Annotated in this window: 13 protein-coding genes; all 13 read left to right on the top strand. The window is 38.4% G+C overall.

Translation table 11 applies throughout. The features are described from left to right. The first annotated feature begins 122 nt into the window (after positions 1–122). Positions 123–2,987: an ATP-dependent zinc metalloprotease FtsH gene (gene ftsH / locus DWZ63_RS07690; RefSeq protein WP_118499350.1), complete on the top strand. Its 2,865-nt coding sequence runs from the start codon at positions 123–125 to the stop codon at positions 2,985–2,987. Positions 2,988–3,031: 44 nt separating this feature from the next. After that, the gene (gene uvrC / locus DWZ63_RS07685) at positions 3,032–4,906 is read left to right on the top strand and encodes an excinuclease ABC subunit UvrC (RefSeq protein ID WP_118499348.1); all 1,875 of its coding nucleotides are present in this window, start codon (positions 3,032–3,034) and stop codon (positions 4,904–4,906) included. Continuing rightward, positions 4,906–5,868, top strand: coding sequence for an HPr(Ser) kinase/phosphatase (hprK, locus tag DWZ63_RS07680; RefSeq protein WP_055942936.1), 963 nt, complete (start codon positions 4,906–4,908; stop codon positions 5,866–5,868). Before uvrC ends, hprK begins: the two co-directional genes overlap by 1 nt. 33 nt (positions 5,869–5,901) lie before the next feature. Beyond that, entirely contained in the window at positions 5,902–7,023 is a 1,122-nt protein-coding gene (locus DWZ63_RS07675) for an HD domain-containing phosphohydrolase (protein WP_055940948.1), read from the top strand. A gap of 23 nt (positions 7,024–7,046) precedes the next feature. After that, on the top strand, positions 7,047–7,607 hold the full coding sequence (gene pth / locus DWZ63_RS07670) for an aminoacyl-tRNA hydrolase (protein ID WP_118499346.1): 561 nt from the start codon (positions 7,047–7,049) through the stop codon (positions 7,605–7,607). A 99-nt stretch (positions 7,608–7,706) separates the two neighbouring features. Further along, a complete protein-coding gene (mfd, locus tag DWZ63_RS07665) occupies positions 7,707–11,318 on the top strand; it encodes a transcription-repair coupling factor (protein WP_118499344.1) in 3,612 nt (1,203 codons plus the stop codon). Further along, on the top strand, positions 11,305–12,345 hold the full coding sequence (locus DWZ63_RS07660; RefSeq protein WP_118499342.1) for a peptidyl-prolyl cis-trans isomerase: 1,041 nt from the start codon (positions 11,305–11,307) through the stop codon (positions 12,343–12,345). The genes mfd and DWZ63_RS07660 overlap by 14 nt, the downstream gene beginning before the upstream one ends. A gap of 123 nt (positions 12,346–12,468) precedes the next feature. Further along, positions 12,469–12,921 (top strand): chemotaxis protein CheX, encoded by a 453-nt coding sequence (locus DWZ63_RS07655; protein ID WP_118499340.1) that lies wholly within the window; start codon positions 12,469–12,471, stop codon positions 12,919–12,921. Between the two features lie 89 nt (positions 12,922–13,010). Next, positions 13,011–13,733: a TrmH family RNA methyltransferase gene (locus DWZ63_RS07650; RefSeq protein WP_055940955.1), complete on the top strand. Its 723-nt coding sequence runs from the start codon at positions 13,011–13,013 to the stop codon at positions 13,731–13,733. Between the two features lie 138 nt (positions 13,734–13,871). Beyond that, on the top strand, positions 13,872–15,050 hold the full coding sequence (locus DWZ63_RS07645; protein WP_118499338.1) for a CobW family GTP-binding protein: 1,179 nt from the start codon (positions 13,872–13,874) through the stop codon (positions 15,048–15,050). 101 nt (positions 15,051–15,151) lie between these two features. Beyond that, positions 15,152–16,129, top strand: a complete 978-nt coding sequence (locus DWZ63_RS07640) for a GTP-binding protein (RefSeq protein WP_022013868.1) — start codon at positions 15,152–15,154, stop codon at positions 16,127–16,129. Positions 16,130–16,884: 755 nt separating this feature from the next. After that, positions 16,885–19,008: a leucine-rich repeat domain-containing protein gene (locus DWZ63_RS07635; RefSeq protein ID WP_118499337.1), complete on the top strand. Its 2,124-nt coding sequence runs from the start codon at positions 16,885–16,887 to the stop codon at positions 19,006–19,008. Positions 19,009–19,126: 118 nt separating this feature from the next. Then, complete coding sequence (locus tag DWZ63_RS07630) at positions 19,127–19,816, top strand: response regulator transcription factor (RefSeq protein ID WP_022013870.1); 690 nt, start codon at positions 19,127–19,129, stop codon at positions 19,814–19,816. The last annotated feature ends 11 nt before the right edge of the window (positions 19,817–19,827 follow it).

Raw genomic sequence — 19,827 nt, 5'->3', positions numbered from 1 at the left:
TTCAGATTGTAGGTTATTGATTTATACGGCAAGTAGCTTTATAATAATACGGATAGAATGATTTTAGGGTCAAAAGACTTTTTGACCTCAACATCATAGAATAAAACGGGGAGGTCTTGCAGATGGAAAATAATAATAATCAGGATCCGAAAAAAAATCAAAATAGAAGAAGCATAATAGTTTGTCTGGTTGTGGCATTAGTTATATTTCTCATGTTCTCATTTATGAACAGTCAGGTTGAGAAAGCTTCAAATAAGGAGATAACTTACGACCAGTTTTTACAGATGCTTGATAATGGTCAGGTGTCAAAGGTAGTTATAACATCAGATGAGATTAAGATAACACCGGCACAGCAGGCAAATAATATTTATAAAGTAACATATTATACAGGTGTTATATCAATGGATTATAACCTTATAACAAGGCTTGAAAAAGCGAATGTTGAGTTTTCAAAAGAAGTTTCGTCAGGTTCTTCAAGCCTTATGTATATGCTTATAACAACATTGCTGCCTATATTATTGCTCTGGGGCGGACTGTTTTTTGTTTTCCGCATGATGTCAAAAAATTCAGGCGGTATGATGGGAGTCGGAAAGAGCACGGCAAAGATGTATGTGCAAAAGGCAACGGGTGTTACATTTAAGGATGTTGCGGGACAGGAGGAGGCTATGGAGTCTCTTAATGAACTCGTTGATTTCCTTAATAATCCGGGAAAATATACTGAGATAGGTGCAAAACTTCCTAAGGGTGCGCTTCTTGTAGGACCTCCGGGAACAGGTAAGACACTTCTTGCAAAGGCGGTTGCAGGTGAGGCGGGAGTACCTTTCTTCTCACTCTCAGGTTCAGATTTTGTTGAGATGTTTGTCGGTGTAGGTGCATCGAGAGTAAGAGATTTGTTTAAACAGGCACAGTCTATGGCTCCGTGTATCATCTTCATTGACGAGATAGATGCGATAGGAAAGAGCAGGGACAGCCAGTACGGTGGCGGAAATGATGAGAGAGAACAGACACTAAACCAGTTGCTTTCAGAGATGGATGGTTTTGATTCATCGAAAGGTCTTGTAATACTCGGTGCTACAAACAGACCTGAGGTACTTGATAAGGCACTTCTTCGTCCGGGTCGATTTGACAGGAGGATAATCGTTGAAAAACCTGACCTTAAGGGTCGTGTTGATATTCTTAAGGTTCACGCAAAAGATGTACTTATGGACGATTCTGTAGATTTTGATGCGATTGCACTTGCAACGAGTGGTGCCGTAGGTTCAGATCTTGCCAATATGATAAATGAGGGTGCCATAATGGCGGTCCGTGCAGGAAGAAAAGCAGTAAGTCAGGCAGACCTTTTTGAGGCGGTCGAGGTTGTCATTGCAGGTAAGGAAAAGAAAGACAGGATATTAGGAAAAGAAGAAAAGAGAATAGTTGCTTACCATGAGGTAGGTCATGCTCTCGTAACGGCATTGCAAAAAGATGCCGAGCCGGTGCAAAAGATTACAATAGTTCCAAGAACGATGGGGTCTTTAGGTTATGTTATGCAGGTGCCTGAGGAAGAAAAGTATCTTATGAGCAAAGATGAGATATTGACAAGAATAACGACACTTTTCGGTGGACGTGCCGCAGAGCAGATTGTATTTAACTCAATCACGACAGGAGCGTCAAATGATATAGAACAAGCTACATCACTTGCAAGAGCGATGGTAACTCAGTATGGAATGACGGACAAGTTTGGAATGATAGGACTAGAATCGGTTCAGAATAAATATCTTGACGGAAGAACTGTATTAAACTGTGGTGATGCGACAGAAGCAGAGATAGACCAGGAAGTTATGCGTATTCTTAAAGAGTGCTATGCAAAAGCTGAGGAGCTTTTAAGAGGTGACAGGGATGCACTTGACAAACTTGCAGAATTTCTTATCAAGCATGAGACAATCACCGGTAAGGAATTTATGAAGATATTCCGCAAAGTAAAAGGAATAGAAGAACCTGAGGGTGACCTTTATGATGCGATAGTTATCGATGTTGACGGAACTTTGCTTGATTCAGACAAGCAGATAAGCGAAAAGACGGTAGAGACAATCGTTGATGCTCAGAAGAGAGGTAAGAAGATTGCCATAGCATCGGGACGCTCAATAGCAGGTATCAGAAAAAATGCGTCAAAAATACAGCTTGAAAAGTTCGGTGGATTTGTTATCGCTTACAACGGAACTACTGTAGTAAACTGTAAGACAGGTGAGTGTATCTATAATCAGATGGTTCCTGGTGAGATATTAGAACCGGTATATAAAGAAGCAGTTAAGGCAGAGGTTTCAATAGCTGTTTATAATGATGCCGAAAAAGAACTTATCGCTGCAAATGGTGTGACGAGATATATAGACGCTGATGCGAGGGCTTGTGATGTTGCTGTCAGGGAGACAGACGATTTTGTCAAAGTCGTAAACTTTGGATTTAACAAGATAATGCTCAGCGGTGAGCCTGACAGCATGAAAAATATTGAAAAACATATGAGAGAGATGTTTGGTGACAAGGTTAATGTGTTCCGTTCAGACCCTCACTTTGTTGAACTTCTTCCAAAGTATGTTGACAAGGGAGTTGCAGTTGAGAAACTTATGCGTTATCTCGATATAAACAGGGAAAAAGTTATCTGCGTCGGTGACAGCATAAATGATATGCCAATGCTCAGATATGCAGGAATGGGTGTTGCAATGGGCAATGCACAGGACAAAGTAAAACAGGCGGCAGACTATGTAACACTCTCACACAATGAGGACGGTGTTGCAAATGTTATAAATAAATTTATGACACCTGCTTCAAAGAAGAAAGAAAATGAAGAAGCTGCACAGGACAGTGAAGATAAAAAAGCAGTAAATATAGAGGCTCAAAATGCAGAAGCAGAGAACAGAGAAGTAGAGAATACGGAAGCTCAAAGCATAGAAAACAAAACAGTTACATTGTCAAAGGAAAATGCAGAGGATACTGACGAAGAAAAATTTTAATAAATTGCTGTTATAAAAAAGGGAGGGGCAGGTGGTTAAAAAAAGTGTTTGACATAAAAGAAGAATTAAAGAAACTGCCTGCAAAGCCCGGTGTTTATCTGATGCACGACAAGAGTGATGCCATCATATATGTAGGAAAGGCAATAAGCCTTAAAAACAGGGTGAGACAGTATTTTCAGGCGGGCAGGAGAGTATCTCCAAAGATTGAGAGGATGATTTCCCAGATAGACCATTTTGAATATATAATCACTGACTCCGAGGTGGAGGCTCTCGTTCTTGAGAACAATCTTATAAAAGAGCATGAGCCGAAATACAACACAATGCTCAAGGATGACAAGACTTATCCTTATATAAAGGCAACGGTTTATGAAGATTTTCCGAGACTTATTTATTCAAGACAGCCCAAAAAAGACAAGTGCAAATATTTCGGACCGTTTACGAATGTGACGGCTGCTAGGGATACGCTTGAATTTGCACATAAGATATACCGGATAAGAACCTGCCGCAGAGTTCTTCCGAGAGATATAGGAAAAGAAAGACCATGTCTTAATTATCATATCGGAAAATGCAATGCACCGTGTCAGGGTTATATCAGCAAAGAGGAATATAACAAGAATTTTAATAAGGCTTTAAAGCTGATAGAGGGCGATTATAAGCAGGTTATCGAATATCTTGAGGAAAAGATGTATGAGGCATCTGAAAAGATGGAATATGAGCAGGCGGCAGTCTGCAGGGATTTGATAGAGAGTGTAAAGAAAATGTCCGTGAAACAGAAGATAAATGATTTTGGAGGAATGGACAGGGATGTTGTTGCACTTGCGAGGACAAATGAGGAAGCTGTAGTACAGGTTTTCTTTATAAGAGAGGGAAAACTTATCGGCAGAGATCATTTTCACTTAAAGGGAAGTTACGGGGAGAAAGAAAATGATATGCTTCAGGCATTTATTAAACAATTTTATGCCGGAACACCTTTTATTCCTCGTGAAGTCATGGTAGAATATGAAGTGACGGAGTCTGAGCTGATAGAAAAGTGGCTCAGTGAAAAAAGGGGAGGCAAAGTCAGTATCATTGTTCCGAAAAAGGGACAGAAAGAAAGACTTGTCGAGCTTGCACATAAAAATGCCGCTATGGTTCTCACAAAGGATATGGAAAAGATAAAGCGCGAGGAGGAGAGAACTACGGGAGCCATGAAACAGATTTCAGGATGGCTGGGTCTTGAAGATGTATCGCGAGTTGAGTCCTATGACATATCAAATATAAGTGGTTTTTTATCGGTTGGCTCAATGGTCGTATTTGACGATGGCAAACCTAAAAAAAGTGAATACAGAAAATTCAGGATAAAAACAGTAGAGGGACCAAACGACTATGCCAGTATGTATGAGGTACTAAAACGCAGGTTCAGTCATGGTCTTATGGAGATAGAACAGTTAAATGAAAAGAATCTTTCTAATGAGTTTGGAAGTTTTACAAAGTTTCCGGATCTTATAATGATGGATGGAGGTGTCGGACAGGTTCACATAGCAATGCAGGTTCTCTCAGAGCTTGACATAGACATTCCCGTGTGTGGAATGGTAAAGGATGACAACCACAGGACGAGAGGACTGTTTTTTGATGAACATGAGATACCTATAGATACAAACAGTGAGGGATTTCGCCTGATGACAAGAATACAGGACGAGGTACACCGTTTTGCCATAGAATACCACCGCTCACTCAGGAGCAAAGAGCAGGTAAAGTCGATACTGGATGACATTCCGGGTATCGGAGAGAAAAGGCGTAAAGCTCTTATGAAACATTTCGCATCAATAGAAGCGATAAAAAATGCAGCGATAGATGAACTTGCACGGGCAGAGAGTATGAATGAAAAAGCAGCGGCAAGTGTTTATAAATTTTTTCATCAAGGAGGAGCAAAGGAATGATGCAGGGAGAATACAGCGTGTCTCTTAAAGATATGATAGAGGCACTTAAATTGGAAAATTGCACACCGGATGTCGATATAAACGACATTATGATAACACAAAATGAAGTAAACAGACCGGCATTACAGCTTGCAGGATATTTTGACTATTTTGATTCAAGCCGTATTCAGATAATCGGTCATGTAGAGCACACATATATGCAGCAGAAAGGCATGGAGCATAGTGTGGCAATGATGGAAAGAATCATGGCAGGAAGCGAGGATAAAGGGCAGCCACCATGTATCGTGTATTGCAGGGAGATATGGGTAGAGGATGAGATAGTTGCTCTTGCAAATAAATATCGTGTACCTCTTCTTAGAAGCCGCAAAGCGACATCACCGTTTATGGCTGAACTTATAAGATGGCTTGGAGCTGAGCTTGCACCAAGATGTTCTGTTCACGGCGTACTTGTAGACATATACGGCGAGGGTGTACTTATCATGGGTGAGAGTGGAATTGGTAAATCAGAAGTAGCACTTGAGCTTATCCACAGAGGTCATCGTCTTGTTTCGGATGATGTAGTTGAGATAAAGAGAGTGAGTGATAACTCACTTATAGGAAGTTCACCTGATATTACAAGACATTTTATTGAGCTTAGAGGCATAGGAATTATTGATGCAAAAGCACTTTTCGGTGTTGAGAGTGTTAAGGACTGGCAGGAGATAGATCTTGTAATCAAGCTTGAAGAATTTAATAAAGAACAGGAATATGACAGACTCGGACTTGAGGAGCAGTATATAGAGTTTCTTGACAGCAAGGTAGTGTGTCATTCGATTCCGATAAGACCGGGTAGAAATGTTGCGATAATCTGCGAATCCGCAGCAGTAAACCACAGACAGAAAAAGATGGGATATAACGCAGCGGTAGAGCTTTACAACAGAGTTACAAATAATCTGGCTGAAAAACGCAAAAACAATAAATGATGAAGTGAAAGAGAATGAAAATGGAGGGAAGAAATGTTATTTGTAAAAACAGAAGATTTAAAACCCGGGATGAGACTTGCAAAACCTATATATAACAGAAATGGGGTTATGCTTTATGAACGCAATTCTAAAATCACAAGTCAAGGTATCATAAGCGTAAACAATTTTGGACTGATAGGAATTTATATACTTGAGCCTGCCGAACCGGTACCGCCTATGTCAGAGGATGATATAGAGTTTGAGAGATTTCAGGCTATGTCTATATTTGAGATAAAAGAAATACTTGATGCATATTCCGAGGGTAAAAAAGAAAATAATATGTATCAGTTCATAAACCAGCTTTTGAAAAAATATGGCTCACTTCATCATAAGATTAACTTTATACAGAATATCAGAAGCAATGATGACTATGTGTATAAACATTCACTCAATACAGCAATATTGTGTGCGTTGATTTCAAGCAGGCTTGGTCTTGAATTTAAGACACAGCTTGATCTTACGGCAGCGGCACTTTTGCATGATATAGGCGGATTGCAAATACCAAATAATATCAGAAGAAAAAAGACTATAGATCTGACAATGGAGGATGAAAAGAAGATAACTATGTGTTATCAGAATTCATATGATGCGTTCAAGGCAAATTTAGATCTTTCTCCTGATATAAAAAGGATATTGTCAGCGGGATTAATGCTTCTGCATCCTGATATACCGTCGGCAACAGAAAATGTACCTAAGGTTATCGGGGCAGAGATACTCAAAGTCGCAAACTGTTTTGATAATATGACAGCTATGAAGTTTGGTGATGAGCCGTTATCGGAGATAGCGGCAATAAGATACCTTTTAGAGATGGAAGACCAGTTTGACAGGAAAATAGTTGATGCACTGTTAGATAGTATAAATGTTTTAAGTCCCGGTGTCTGTGTAGAGTTTACAAATGGTGATAAAGGACTTGTAGTTACTGCAAATGACAGTAATGTATTAGAGCCGTTTGTATTATCTTTCAATGATAATAAGCTTTATAACCTTGCTGACAGCAAGGTTGCAGAGCAGATGAAGATAAAAGACATAATGAAAACAATGGATAACCGTCATGTCGTTGACCGCGAGTTTCTCAGTCAGTACATGGGTAAAACTTTACATATGGGTGAGAAATAACAGCTGCAGGAAAGAGGAAAAATATGTTTATTATAGTTGGTCTTGGCAATCCTGAGAGAAAATATGATGGCACAAGACATAATATAGGATTTTCAGCAATAACAGTTATAGCGGATAAATATAACATATCAATGGATATTAAGAAACATAAGGCTGTCTGCGGAAAAGGTTATATAGAGGGACAGAAAGTCATACTTGCGATGCCGCAGACATATATGAACTTAAGCGGTGAGAGTGTGAGAGAACTTGTAGATTACTATAAGATAGACCCTGAGAGTGAACTTATAGTTATATATGATGACATAAATCTTGCACCGGGCAGACTGCGTATCCGTGAAAAGGGAAGTGCGGGAGGCCACAATGGTATTAAAAATATCATAAGCCACCTTGGAACGCAGGTATTTCCGAGAATACGCATAGGAGTTGGTGAAAAGCCAAAAGGCTGGGACCTTGCAGACTATGTACTTGGACGATTTGCAAAGGATGAAGAACCTGTTATAAGAGAAGCACTTGACAATGCAGCCGATGCTTGTGGCATTATTGTCGATGATGAGATTAGAACGGCGATGAATAAATTCAATTAAAATGTAAGAAATGAAAAGCTGAACTGTTAATTAAAATTACTCACAGACATTTTGGGTCTGTGAGTTTTGTTGTTAAGGTTAATGAAAGGAGGAAAAGAGATGGCTGAGCTGCTCAAAACACTGCTAGAGCCGTTGGAGGAGATAAATGCCTATAAAACGGTGGCTGAGGATATAGAGCGGGAGAAGTTTCCGGTTCATATATCAGGCTGTATCGATACGCAGAAGTGTCATCTGATATATGGACTATCACATTCAGAGCACTGGAGAGTTATCATTGCTTCAAATGAGATAAAGGCGAGGGAAATATACGATGATTACAAACTCTTTGACAGGGATGTACTCTTTTATCCTGCAAAAGACATAATATTTTTCGGTGCGGACATTCAGGGAAGTGCGATAAGCACTGAGAGATTAAAAGTTGTCGATGCAATGTTAAAGAATGATTCCGGAACGATAGTGACTACAATAGATGCCGGACTTGACTGTATTATGGACAGCCAGGCTTCAAAAAGTTCAAGATTTGTTATTGGAGAAACCGATATTGTGAATATGGATAATCTTGAAAAAAAACTTGTTGATATGGGTTATGAGAGACAGACACAGGTTGAAAAGCCGGGAGATTTTTCCGTCCGTGGAGGTATAACCGATATATTTCCAATAACTATGGATTGTCCTGTCCGTATAGAATTTTTTGATAATGAAGTTGATACGATAAGGGCATTTGATGTGCAGAGCCAGCGTTCGATAGAGAGAATGGATAAGGTTGAGGTGACACCTGCCGCCGAGATGACATTGTCGGATGAACAGTTAAAGGCGGCTTTGAAAAAGATTGAAAAAGAATATCAGAAGATGCTTGAAAAGTTCAGAAAAGAAAAAAATCATGATGCGATTAACAGGCTTACCGATACTGTAGAGCAGATAAAAGTAAATTTTGATATGTACCACGGCCGTATGGGACTTGAGAGTTTCACAAAATATTTTGATATATCGACAAGCAGTTTTTTTGACCTGTTTGATGATAAAGATACGATATTTTTTGTTGATGAACCGATACATTGTATAGAAAAGCTAGGGTCGGTTGAGAGTGAGTTCAGGGAGAGTATGCAGGGCAGACTTGAGAAGGGTTATATTCTGCCGGGACAGGCAGATGTCATATATTCATCGTCTTATGTCATGGCAAGGCTCGAACAAAAAAGAACAGTGTATCTTTCGTTGCTTGATATGCTTCCTAAGGAAATTAAAGTAAAAGATGAAGCAAATATAGCAGTACAATCATTGCCATCGTATAACCAGCACATTGAGATGCTTATTGAGGATATAAAAAAGTGGCGGAGTGAAAAGTTCAGGGTACTTATATTATCAGGTTCAAAGATAAGGGCCGAGAGACTTGCAAAAGATTTGAATGAATATGAAATTCCTGCATTTTACCGTGAATCTCTTGGTGATGAATTAAAATCCGGTGAAGTTATGACGAGTTACGGATGGCTCCGCAGAGGTTTTGAGTACAGGGCACAGAAATTTATTGTTGTCACCGAGGGAGATATATTCGGTGCAAAGCAGAAGCGTAGGAAGAAAAAGATAAAAAAATTTGACGGAAAATCAATTCAGAGTTTTAATGAACTCAATGTCGGTGATTATGTCGTACATGAAGAACACGGACTTGGAATATACAGAGGAATAGAGAAGATAAGGGTCGAGAATGTTACTAAAGATTTTTTTAAGATAGAGTACGGTGACGGCGGAAACCTTTATGTTCCGGTGTCGGGGCTTGATGTTTTGCAAAAATATGCAGGACAGGATGTTGTAAAGAAGCCTAAACTAAATAAACTTAATTCTTCTGAGTGGAAAAAGACAAAGAGCAGGGTAAAACACGCAGTAAACGAGGTCGCAAATGAACTTGTGCTTCTTTATGCAAAAAGGCAGCAGACAAAAGGCTATTGCTTTGGAAAAGATACTGTATGGCAGACTGAATTTGAGGATATGTTCCCGTTTGACGAGACAAAAGACCAGCTTGATGCGATAGATGCAACAAAGAAAGACATGGAAAGCAACAAGGTAATGGATAGGCTTATATGCGGTGATGTTGGATATGGAAAGACGGAGATTGCGATAAGGGCGGCATTTAAGGCTGCAAATGACGGAAAACAGGTTGCGTTTTTAGTTCCGACGACGATACTCGCACAACAGCATTACAACACCTTTAAGGAAAGGCTCGGTGATTATCCGGTCAGGGTAGAGATGCTTTCAAGATTCAGGACCCCGGCACAGCAGAAAAAAGCACTGGAGGGACTGAAAAAAGGTGATGTCGATATAATAATAGGAACGCACAGACTTTTATCTAAAGATGTTGAATTTAAAGATTTGGGACTTCTAATAGTTGATGAGGAACAGCGTTTTGGTGTTGCTCACAAGGAAAAGATAAAGCAGATAAAAGGCGATGTGGATGTTCTTACGCTTAGTGCGACACCGATTCCGAGAACGCTCCACATGAGCCTTGCAGGAATAAGGGACATGAGTGTGCTTGAAGAACCGCCCGTTGACAGACTGCCTATCCAGACATTTGTTATGGAGCACAACCCTGAGATAATAAGAGAAGCAATAAACAGGGAGCTTGCAAGAAACGGTCAGATATTCTATGTTTACAATAGGGTAAAAGGAATCGACGAGGCAGCTATGGAAATTCAAAAACTCGTGCCTGATGCGAATGTTGCATATGCACACGGGCAGATGAGCGAGAGACAGCTTGAAAAGATAATGATGGCATTTATCAACGGTGAAATAGATGTTATGGTGGCAACGACTATCATAGAAACCGGTCTTGATATATCAAATGTAAATACGATTATCATAGATAATGCCGACCAGATGGGACTTTCACAGCTTTACCAGCTTAGAGGGCGTGTCGGAAGGTCAAACAGAAATTCATATGCGTTTCTTATGTATAAGCGGAACAAAGTTCTTAAAGAAATTGCAGAAAAAAGACTTGCCGCAATAAAAGAGTTTACTGAGCTTGGTTCAGGCATAAAAGTTGCGATGCGTGATCTTGAGATAAGAGGAGCTGGAAATCTTCTCGGAGAAGCACAGTCGGGGCATATGGAGGCTGTCGGTTATGACCTTTATTGCAAGATGTTAAACGAAGCAGTGCACCATCTAAAAGGAGATACCGATATTTCTGAGGAATTTGAGACAGAGATAGATATAAATGTAAATGCGTATATTCCTGAAACTTATATAAGAAGTGAATACCTGAAACTTGATATGTATAAGAGGATAGCAGCGATAGAGAATGTGGAAGAATATAACGATATGCAGGAAGAACTTACCGACAGATTTGGAGATATGCCGCAGTCAGCCGATAACCTGCTGCGTGTAGCACTTCTTAAAGCTGATGCACATAAGGCATATATAAGCAGGATATTACAGAAAGAGGATGGTGTCAGGTTTTATCTGTATGAGGGTAAACTTCCGGATACGGAAAAACTTAAGAAAATGCTTGATGAATATCAGGGCAAAATAAAATATGCCGGAAGTAAAGAGCCGTATCTTTTATATATGATGCAAAAGGATAAAAAAAAGGCGGTTTCTGGAAATATGTATAGAATGCCGTCAAAAAATATGATAAAAAAAGAAAAAAAGTTGACAGCAGACGAAATATTTAATATTGTTGAGAGTGTGATAAAAAGCATTGGAGGGCTATATGATAAAAAATAGATATACAAAAGCGGCAGCGTGTGCCGTGCTTGCCGTGTCGATGATATTTACGGGATGCGGAAAAAAAGAGGGTACAAAGACCGCAGATAAAAAAGCGGAGACAACAAAAACAATTCGTCTTGAAAGAGGAGATATTACGGCAAATTCATATGTGATAAAGGTAGGTAATGCCGGTGTTCAGTACAGTGAAGTGTTAAACTATTGTTATCTTCTCAAAAATCAATATGAAAGCAGCTTTGGAAGTGAATTATGGAAATATAAGATTGATGATAAGACAACGATAGGGGACAAAGCTAAAAAAGAAATCGTAAGTACACTTACACAGTTAAAGCTTATTGGCGTAAATGCTGCAAAACAGGGTGTGACTCTTGATAATGACGAGCAGGATCAGGCATTGCAGGATGCACAGAAGCTTATAAAAAAGGCTTCAAAAGCTGACAGAAAAAAATATGAGCTTAATGTAAACAGCGTAAAAGAGCTGTTCGAGGACAATATACTTGCAAACAAAATGTTTTATGTTGCGACGGATGATGCGGATACAAATGTGACCGATGATGAGGCAAAGCAGATAAAAATCAGTTATATTGAGCTTATCACTAAGGGAACGGACAAAAACGGACGAAAAGTAAATATGAATGCAGCCGGGAAAGCAAAGACTTATAAGAGAATGAAAGAGATGCTTAAAGAAGCGAAAAAGGCTGATAATTTTTCTGACTATGCCGCTGTCAATACGGAAAGCAGACAGAGTGAGGTTACGATAGGAAAGGATACAAAGCTTCTGGATAAAGAAGCCGTAGATGCAGCATTTTCGTTGAAAAAAGGTAAGATGAGCAATGTAATAGGAGGCAAAAACGGATATTACATCATTTATTGTGAAAATGATAATGACGAAGATGCGACATATGCCAGAAAAGAGGCTATTATTGAAGAACGCCAGACGAAGATGTTTAAAGAAAAGTATTCTAAGTGGCTCTCAGAGTCAAGTGTCGATATAAGCAATAAGTTCTGGGATGTGTTTAAACTTTAGATGCAAAATTTCATTTACATAAAGTACACGATTTGTTATAATTAAATTTATATAATGCAAGGGGCAAAATAAATTTTGTCCAAACATCATTTAAATGAAACAAAAGAAAAGGTAGGTGATTAAGTGAAGGCAGAACATATCAATCCGTTTATTATTTCAGTATGTAAAATTATGAAAGATATATGTATGCTTGATTTAAAGATGGGTAAGCCTTTCGTAAAAGATGATAAATACGAGGGGGATAGTTCTTTGATTAAACTTGGAATTATCGGTGCCTTAAAGGGTGAAGTTGTTCTCAGTCTCCACTATGAAACAGCACTTGCGGTTATTTCAAAGATGATGATGATGCCCGTCAATGAGATTGATGCTATCGGACAAAGTGCCATATCAGAGCTTGGAAATATGATTGCAGGGAATGCGGCTACGGTATTTGCAAATGACAGTACTATTATAGACATAACGACACCGGATTATTGTGTGGGAAAAGATTACGCAGGCAGCGGTAAGCAGGTGTTTTGTATTCCGTTTGAATCTGATATAGGAGAATTATCAATAAACATATTTATTGAAGAATGATTTTTGGATTTTAATGATTAGGAGAGGATTTTTATATCCTCTCTTTTCCGTGAGTTAAAGATGTAAAGACAGAATTGGAGGAATGATGGATGGCAGCTTATAAAAGGTACAGAAAGGAAGACAGTGTGTCTTATTCACTTGGTATAACACTTACTTTTGAACTTTTAAAGTTTAAGACTGAGTATGTGAACCGGGTATTTGTTCACTCGGCAATGAAGCAGGGTGACACATTGGATAAACTTCTTAAACTTTGCAAGGACTCAGATATAGAGGTTGTTTATGCGGATAAAATATTTAATGTTTTGTCACAGAAAGACAATTGTTATGTTATAGGTGAGTTTAGAAAATTTGAGTCCGGACTTGATAAGGATAGTTCGCACATAGTTCTCGTAAATCCTTCAAATGCAGGAAATATGGGCACGATTATGAGAAGTGCACTCGGCTTTGAAATGAACCGTATGGCTATTATAAGGCCTGCCGTTGACGCATTTGATCCAAAAGTAGTAAGAGCATCTATGGGAGCAATATTCTCAACGGAGTTTGTTTATTTTGATTCTTTTGATGAATACATGAAAAAATACGGTGACAGAGAGTTATATCCGTTCATGCTCGATGCAAAGATAAAACTTCATGATGTAAAGCCACAGGGTAAATTTTCACTTATATTTGGTAATGAGGCAACAGGACTTCCACATGAGTTTTCTAAGATAGGAAAGTCGGTCATAATACCTCATTCAGACAGGATAGACAGTTTAAATCTTCCTATAGCAGCAAGTATAGCAATGTACGAAGCAACTAAGGCAGATTTTTAGATATATGATGCAAATGTCAGGCAGACAATAGCAATAAGATTAGAGCTGTTTGCAGGAACGTGGTAACTGTATAGATATGCGGTATCAGTGGCATCACAATATTAATATATAATAAAATTGAGAAAGGAAGTTATAAAAATGGCAAAAATTGATATTATCTCAGGATTTTTAGGAGCAGGAAAGACTACACTTATTAAAAAGCTTGTAGCAGATGCATTTCAGGGTGAAAAACTTGTTATCATTGAAAATGAATTTGGTGAGATAGGAATAGATGGTGGATTTCTTAAAGAGTCAGGCATCCAGATAACAGAGATGAATTCAGGATGTATCTGTTGTTCTCTTGTTGGAGATTTTGGAAATGCACTTAAAGATGTACTTGAAAAATACAGCCCTGATAGAGTTATCATTGAGCCGTCAGGTGTAGGTAAGCTTTCTGATGTTATAAAAGCAGTTAAAAATATCGGAGATGATGTGAAGATAAATAGTACGGCAACAGTAGTTGACGCATCAAAATGCAAGATGTATATGAAAAACTATGGTGAGTTCTACAACAACCAGATTGAGAGTGCAGGAACGATAATCTTAAGCCGCACACAGAATGTTTCAGAGGAGAAGCTTGCAAAAGTTCTTACAATGATAAAAGAGAAGAATGATGAAGCTTCTGTTATCACGACACCGTGGGATCAGATAGATGGAAAGAAGATTCTTGATGCTATGGAAAAAGTAAATACGCTTGAGAAAGAACTTCTTGAGGAACATCATCACCATGACGGAGAGTGCGGCTGCGGACATGAGCACCATCATCACGACCATGACGGAGAGTGCGGCTGCGGACATGAGCATCATCATCACGACCATGACGAAGAGTGTGGCTGCGGACATGAACATCATCACGACCATGACGAAGAGTGTGGCTGCGGACATGAGCATCATCACGACCATGACGGGGAGTGTGGCTGCGGACATGAGCACCATCATCACGACCATGACGGAGAATGTGGCTGCGGACACCACCATGAACATGGCCATCATCATGCAGATGATGTGTTTACAAGCTGGGGTGTTGAGACAGCTCACAAGTTTACAGAGGAAGAACTTAAGGATATTGTATCAAAACTTGCAAGTGATAAGTCATTTGGTGATGTTCTCCGTGCTAAGGGAATTGTTGCTTCAGATGAGGGTGAATGGTTCCACTTCGACCTTGTACCTGAGGAGACTGAGCTTAGAAGAGGTGCCGCAGATTATACAGGAAGAATATGCGTAATCGGTTCAAATCTCAATGAGGATGCTATAAAAGAACTTTTTCATGTGGCATAAACAGATATAAAACTAAATATATACTTGCACAATTTAAGATTTATTGATAGGTTTGTAGAATGTTATGTGCAACTTATAGGTAGTAAGTAGGAAGGAAAAATATGTTTGGTAAGAGAAAAGAAGAAATGATGGTTTATGTTGTCATGGGATTTCTTGAGGCTGGTAAGACAAGCCTTGTAAGAGATCTTATAGTTGACGATATGTTTGATGATAAGATAAAGACACTTATCCTTGCCTGCGAGGAGGGTGAGGAAGAATATGAGGAGGCTGACCTGAAGAAAGGCTGTGCTGTCTGCGAGTATATTGAGGACGAGGAGTCTTTCAACGGAAAAGTTATCCAGAAATTCCTAAAAAAACACAGACCTGACAGGATAATCATCGAGTACAATGGAATGTGGTCTGCCGCAAAAATTCCTGAGCTTTATGATGAACTTGAGGAAATCTGTTTTGACAGGGAAGTCATTATGCAGACACTTGATGTTGTCAATGATGAGACATTTTCACTTTATATGAAGAATATGCCGTCTCTGATGGTTGAACAGTTTAAGGTTGCGGAGATGATAATCGTAAACAGATGTACTGTTGAGAATACAAAGAAATCTGCGATAAGAGGAAGTGTAAAAGCCGTAAATCCTCGTGCACAGATAGTTTACGAGTCAGAAGATGATGCATTTTATGAGATGAAAGAAGAAATGCCATTTGATGTAAATGCTGATGTTATAGAAGTAAATGAGGGTGACTTCGGACTCTGGTATGTCGATATGATAGACCATCAGGAAACATACAACGGAAAGACATTAAAACTTACCGGAATGATACAAAAACCGGGTGGACTTGATAAAGGTTTTGCGGTATTTGGAAGATACGCAATGACCTGTTGTGCAGATGATGTTCAGTTTATGGGATTTTTGTGCAAGGCAGATGACTGGTCGCAGATAAAGAGCGGACAGTATGTGACAGTAACGGCACGCATGGAGTACAAGTTTATGGCTGAGTACGGCGAGGAAGGACCTGTATTTTATGCGGAGGAAATAGTTCCGGCACAGAAACCGGAGGATGAGTTGGTTTATTTTAACTGATTTTTGGCAGACGGACGAAAGTCAGGGTGACATATGTTCTTAGGTGGCACGCTTTTGCTATGCAAACACGCAGCGGTACTAACGCACCAAAATACGGTGCGCAAGTGCCGGCGTGTTTGAAATGCCGCTTGCAGAACATATATGCACCCTGACTTTCTGTTTTGTTGGTGAGAATATAGTTATTTTTGTTATATTATGTATAATATGTTTTTTTGTAATTAAATATGGGAATACTTGAAATAGCTGATTGAATATGTTATTATTGGATTAGCAAAATAATTGATAACAGTGTCATATATGACACAAAAACAAAACTCTCATAAGCCGCTAACTTATGAGAGTTTTTCTTTTTTGTTTGATAGAAAAGTAACTATCAGGCTAATTGTCACTGGATTTTTTCGTCTAACCATTTGCAAATATAGTAACTTAATATATTTACCATGACAGCATTTATAATTGATAACAACATATATGACACCCCCTCCCTGTTGTCCAGTTTGGGTTTGTGACAACATAGACATTATAATAGAATTTTGTATTTATTTCCATATAAAAGTTATTAATTTACTAATATGAGGATTGATTGGATTTTTAATTTTTGGTTTTATTTAGTGTATATTTTTTGCAACATTTTTTTCTAACTTCTGTCTTTATATGTAAGAAAGGTTTGCTTTCGTTTACATCTATGGTGCAAGTGACAGTGATTACAGGCAATTTCTATAGGATTAAAAAAAGTGTTTTAGGAGGCGGTTTTTATGAAGTTAGGAAAGTTATTTTTTGTGATGGCGGCTGGTGTTTTTTGTGTCGGGATTGGTGTGACGGCAGATAGTCACGAAGTTTCGGCGGCTGTTAAAGTTTCAGTCAGTAAAAATGAAATAAGGTCTTACAGTGGAAGTGGTGTTTTGAAAATAGGCAAAAATATTAAGAGTATAGCTGTTGACCCTACAATTTCAGGAAAGCACAGTATTTCAAGTATTAAGGTTGAGAGTGGTAACAAGTATTTTTATGTTAAAGACGGCGTACTTTTCAGCAAGGATAAGACTAAGCTGATTTTATATCCGAATATGCGTAAGAACACAACTTATACTGTTCCATCGGGTGTTAAAGTGATAGATGAATATGCGTTTGCAGGTGCAAATATTAAAAATGTCACGATTTCTTCTAAGGTAAGTGAAATTGGAAAGAACGCATTTGAAAATTGCAAGAGTCTTGAAAAAGTTCAGGGAGAATTTAATACAAGTGAATTACCGGAAAATTTGTTTTACGACTGTACGAAATTAAATTATTTTGTTATACCTGACAGTGTGAAAAAAATAAAATGGGATGTTTTTTACGGTTGTAAAAATCTTAAAGTTAAGATAGGCAAAAATGTTGAAAGTATAAGTCTAAACAGTGATGATTATGCTGCATCATATGAAGTTGACCCTGAAAACAAAGTGTATAAAATTGATGATGGTGTATGGTATTCAAAGGATGGTACAAAACTTTTGTGTTATCCGAAAAATAAAGCCGGTGAATATATTCTTCCGGACACGGTAACTGATATAAAACTTACGGCTGGTTTTGAGGAAAATAAAAAACTTACGGCACTTATTTTAAATGATAAAGTAACGGAGTTTGATATAAGAAAACTTGAGGGATGCTCGGCTCTTGAAAAACTTGTTTTAGGTGCTTCTGTTAAAGAGGTAAAGATGAATTTCACAAAAGAATATTCTCTTGAACTTGACAGTTTAAAGGAGATAAGCGTATCTGAAAAAAATGACTGCTATGCTTCATATGGCGGTGCTTTGTATTCAAAAGATTTTACTAAGCTGTATTTTATACCTGATGCTATGGATAAACTTGAGCTGAATGAAAATGTAGAGGAGATAGATGAGAGGATAGGTCTTGATAAAAATAATTATAATGAGATTATCCTGCCTGATACAAATAAAAATTTTTTTGTAAATGATAATGTCCTTTATGATAAAGGCATGACAAGAATAGTTATTTTTCCAAGTGTTATAACTTCATATAAACTTCCTGCTACAGTGAATGATGTATCGACGATAACAAGCAGTATGTATATAGATGATGGTGATAACGGATATGACAGATTTAGCCGCAGTGCCTGCAATCTTGAAAGTATTGAAGCGGATGAGAAGAGCAGTTATTTTAAATCTAAGGATGGCATTTTATATAATAATGACATGACAGAGCTTGTATTATATCCTCAGGCTAAAAAAGGTAAATATACAATGCCAAAAGGTATAAAAACAGCGGATATGGGTGTATTTTCAAATGCAACAGGACTTACGGAACTTACATTGTCTTATGAGAAAAGTCTTTCGTTTGACGGTTGTAAAGCATTGAAAAAGGTTACTTATAGTGAGGGTGTTACGAGTGTATCATTGTTCAGAACAAACAGTACGGCGATAAATAATATATATCTTCCGGGAACTTTGAGATATATTTCACTGTGCGGCTCTGGCAGGGGAGCAACAGTACACGGATATGATAAAACACTTTATTACAGTTCTGATGATGAATATTTCAAGACAAAGTTAGAGGATTATGTTAAAAAATACGGTTACAAATATAAAAGTCTTGGAAAAGCACCCGGAAAGGTTACAGGTTTGACGGCAAAAAAGACAGGTCACAATATAAAAGTGAGCTGGAATAAACTTGCGGGAGCAGACGGCTACAAAGTATATTATTTTGTGAAGAAAGATGGGGTAAACACGGAGGTTACATTAAAGAGCATCACAGGTTATAAAAACAGTTCATGTAGCTTTAATAAAAGTAAACTTCAGGGGGCAGTGCAGATATATGTTACTGCATATAAAAAAGTAAACGGTGTCAAGGTTTATAGTTTGCCTGTTTCGGTGAAGTGCAAATAAAAATTACATTGCATCGATTGACAGTCGCTTTGACATACAAAACCGCATCTGTTAAGATAATAGCAGATGCGGTTTTGCATTTTCCTGTGAATTTGTGAGAATGAAAGGTGATATAGATATGAGTAAAATTTTAATAATTGAGGATGATGCTGCTATTGCAGAGCTTGAAAAAGATTATCTTGAACTTAGCGATTTTGAGGTTGCCATTGAGTCTGACGGAAGTTCGGGTGCTGCCCATGCCGTTGATGAGGATTTTGACCTTATCCTTTTAGACCTTATGCTTCCGGGGATGGATGGTTTTGAAATTTGTAAGTATATCAGGGAGAAAAAGGACACGCCTATCCTTATGGTTTCGGCAAAAAAAGATGATATTGACAAGATAAGGGGACTTGGACTTGGTGCAGATGATTATATCACTAAGCCGTTTAGTCCGAGTGAACTTATAGCAAGGGTAAAGGCTCACCTTGCAAGATACAAAAGACTTACGGCATCGGGAACACAGGAGAATGATGTTATCGAGATAAGAGGTCTTAAGATTGATAAGACTGCGAGAAGAGTTTATATCAACGGTGTTGAGAAAAATTTCACGACAAAAGAGTTTGACCTTCTCACATTTCTTGCATCAAATCCAAATCATGTATATTCAAAAGAGGAATTGTTCAAAGAAATATGGGAGATGGAGTCAGTCGGTGATATAGCTACCGTGACGGTACATATCAAGAAGATAAGGGAAAAGATTGAGGAAAGCACGGCAAAACCGCAGTATATTGAGACTATCTGGGGCGTCGGTTACAGATTTAAAGTGTGATACCACAAGAC

Origin of the sequence: Clostridium sp. AF34-13 (assembly GCF_003477845.1) — a bacterium.
Classification (GTDB): domain Bacteria; phylum Bacillota; class Clostridia; order Lachnospirales; family Lachnospiraceae; genus Butyribacter; species Butyribacter intestini.
The sequence above is the reverse complement of the archived record's forward strand: the minus strand, read 5'-3'. Positions and strand labels throughout refer to the sequence as shown.

Bases quoted from the DNA above. Each gene is read 5' to 3' on its own strand.
- ftsH (WP_118499350.1), top strand. From the start codon at position 123: ATGGAAAATAATAATAATCAGGATCCGAAAAAAAATCAAAATAGAAGA.
- DWZ63_RS07635 (WP_118499337.1), top strand. From the start codon at position 16,885: ATGAAGTTAGGAAAGTTATTTTTTGTGATGGCGGCTGGTGTTTTTTGT.
- DWZ63_RS07650 (WP_055940955.1), top strand. From the start codon at position 13,011: ATGGCAGCTTATAAAAGGTACAGAAAGGAAGACAGTGTGTCTTATTCA.
- DWZ63_RS07675 (WP_055940948.1), top strand. From the start codon at position 5,902: ATGTTATTTGTAAAAACAGAAGATTTAAAACCCGGGATGAGACTTGCA.
- DWZ63_RS07630 (WP_022013870.1), top strand. From the start codon at position 19,127: ATGAGTAAAATTTTAATAATTGAGGATGATGCTGCTATTGCAGAGCTT.
- pth (WP_118499346.1), top strand. From the start codon at position 7,047: ATGTTTATTATAGTTGGTCTTGGCAATCCTGAGAGAAAATATGATGGC.
- DWZ63_RS07645 (WP_118499338.1), top strand. From the start codon at position 13,872: ATGGCAAAAATTGATATTATCTCAGGATTTTTAGGAGCAGGAAAGACT.
- DWZ63_RS07640 (WP_022013868.1), top strand. From the start codon at position 15,152: ATGTTTGGTAAGAGAAAAGAAGAAATGATGGTTTATGTTGTCATGGGA.
- DWZ63_RS07660 (WP_118499342.1), top strand. From the start codon at position 11,305: ATGATAAAAAATAGATATACAAAAGCGGCAGCGTGTGCCGTGCTTGCC.
- hprK (WP_055942936.1), top strand. From the start codon at position 4,906: ATGCAGGGAGAATACAGCGTGTCTCTTAAAGATATGATAGAGGCACTT.
- mfd (WP_118499344.1), top strand. From the start codon at position 7,707: ATGGCTGAGCTGCTCAAAACACTGCTAGAGCCGTTGGAGGAGATAAAT.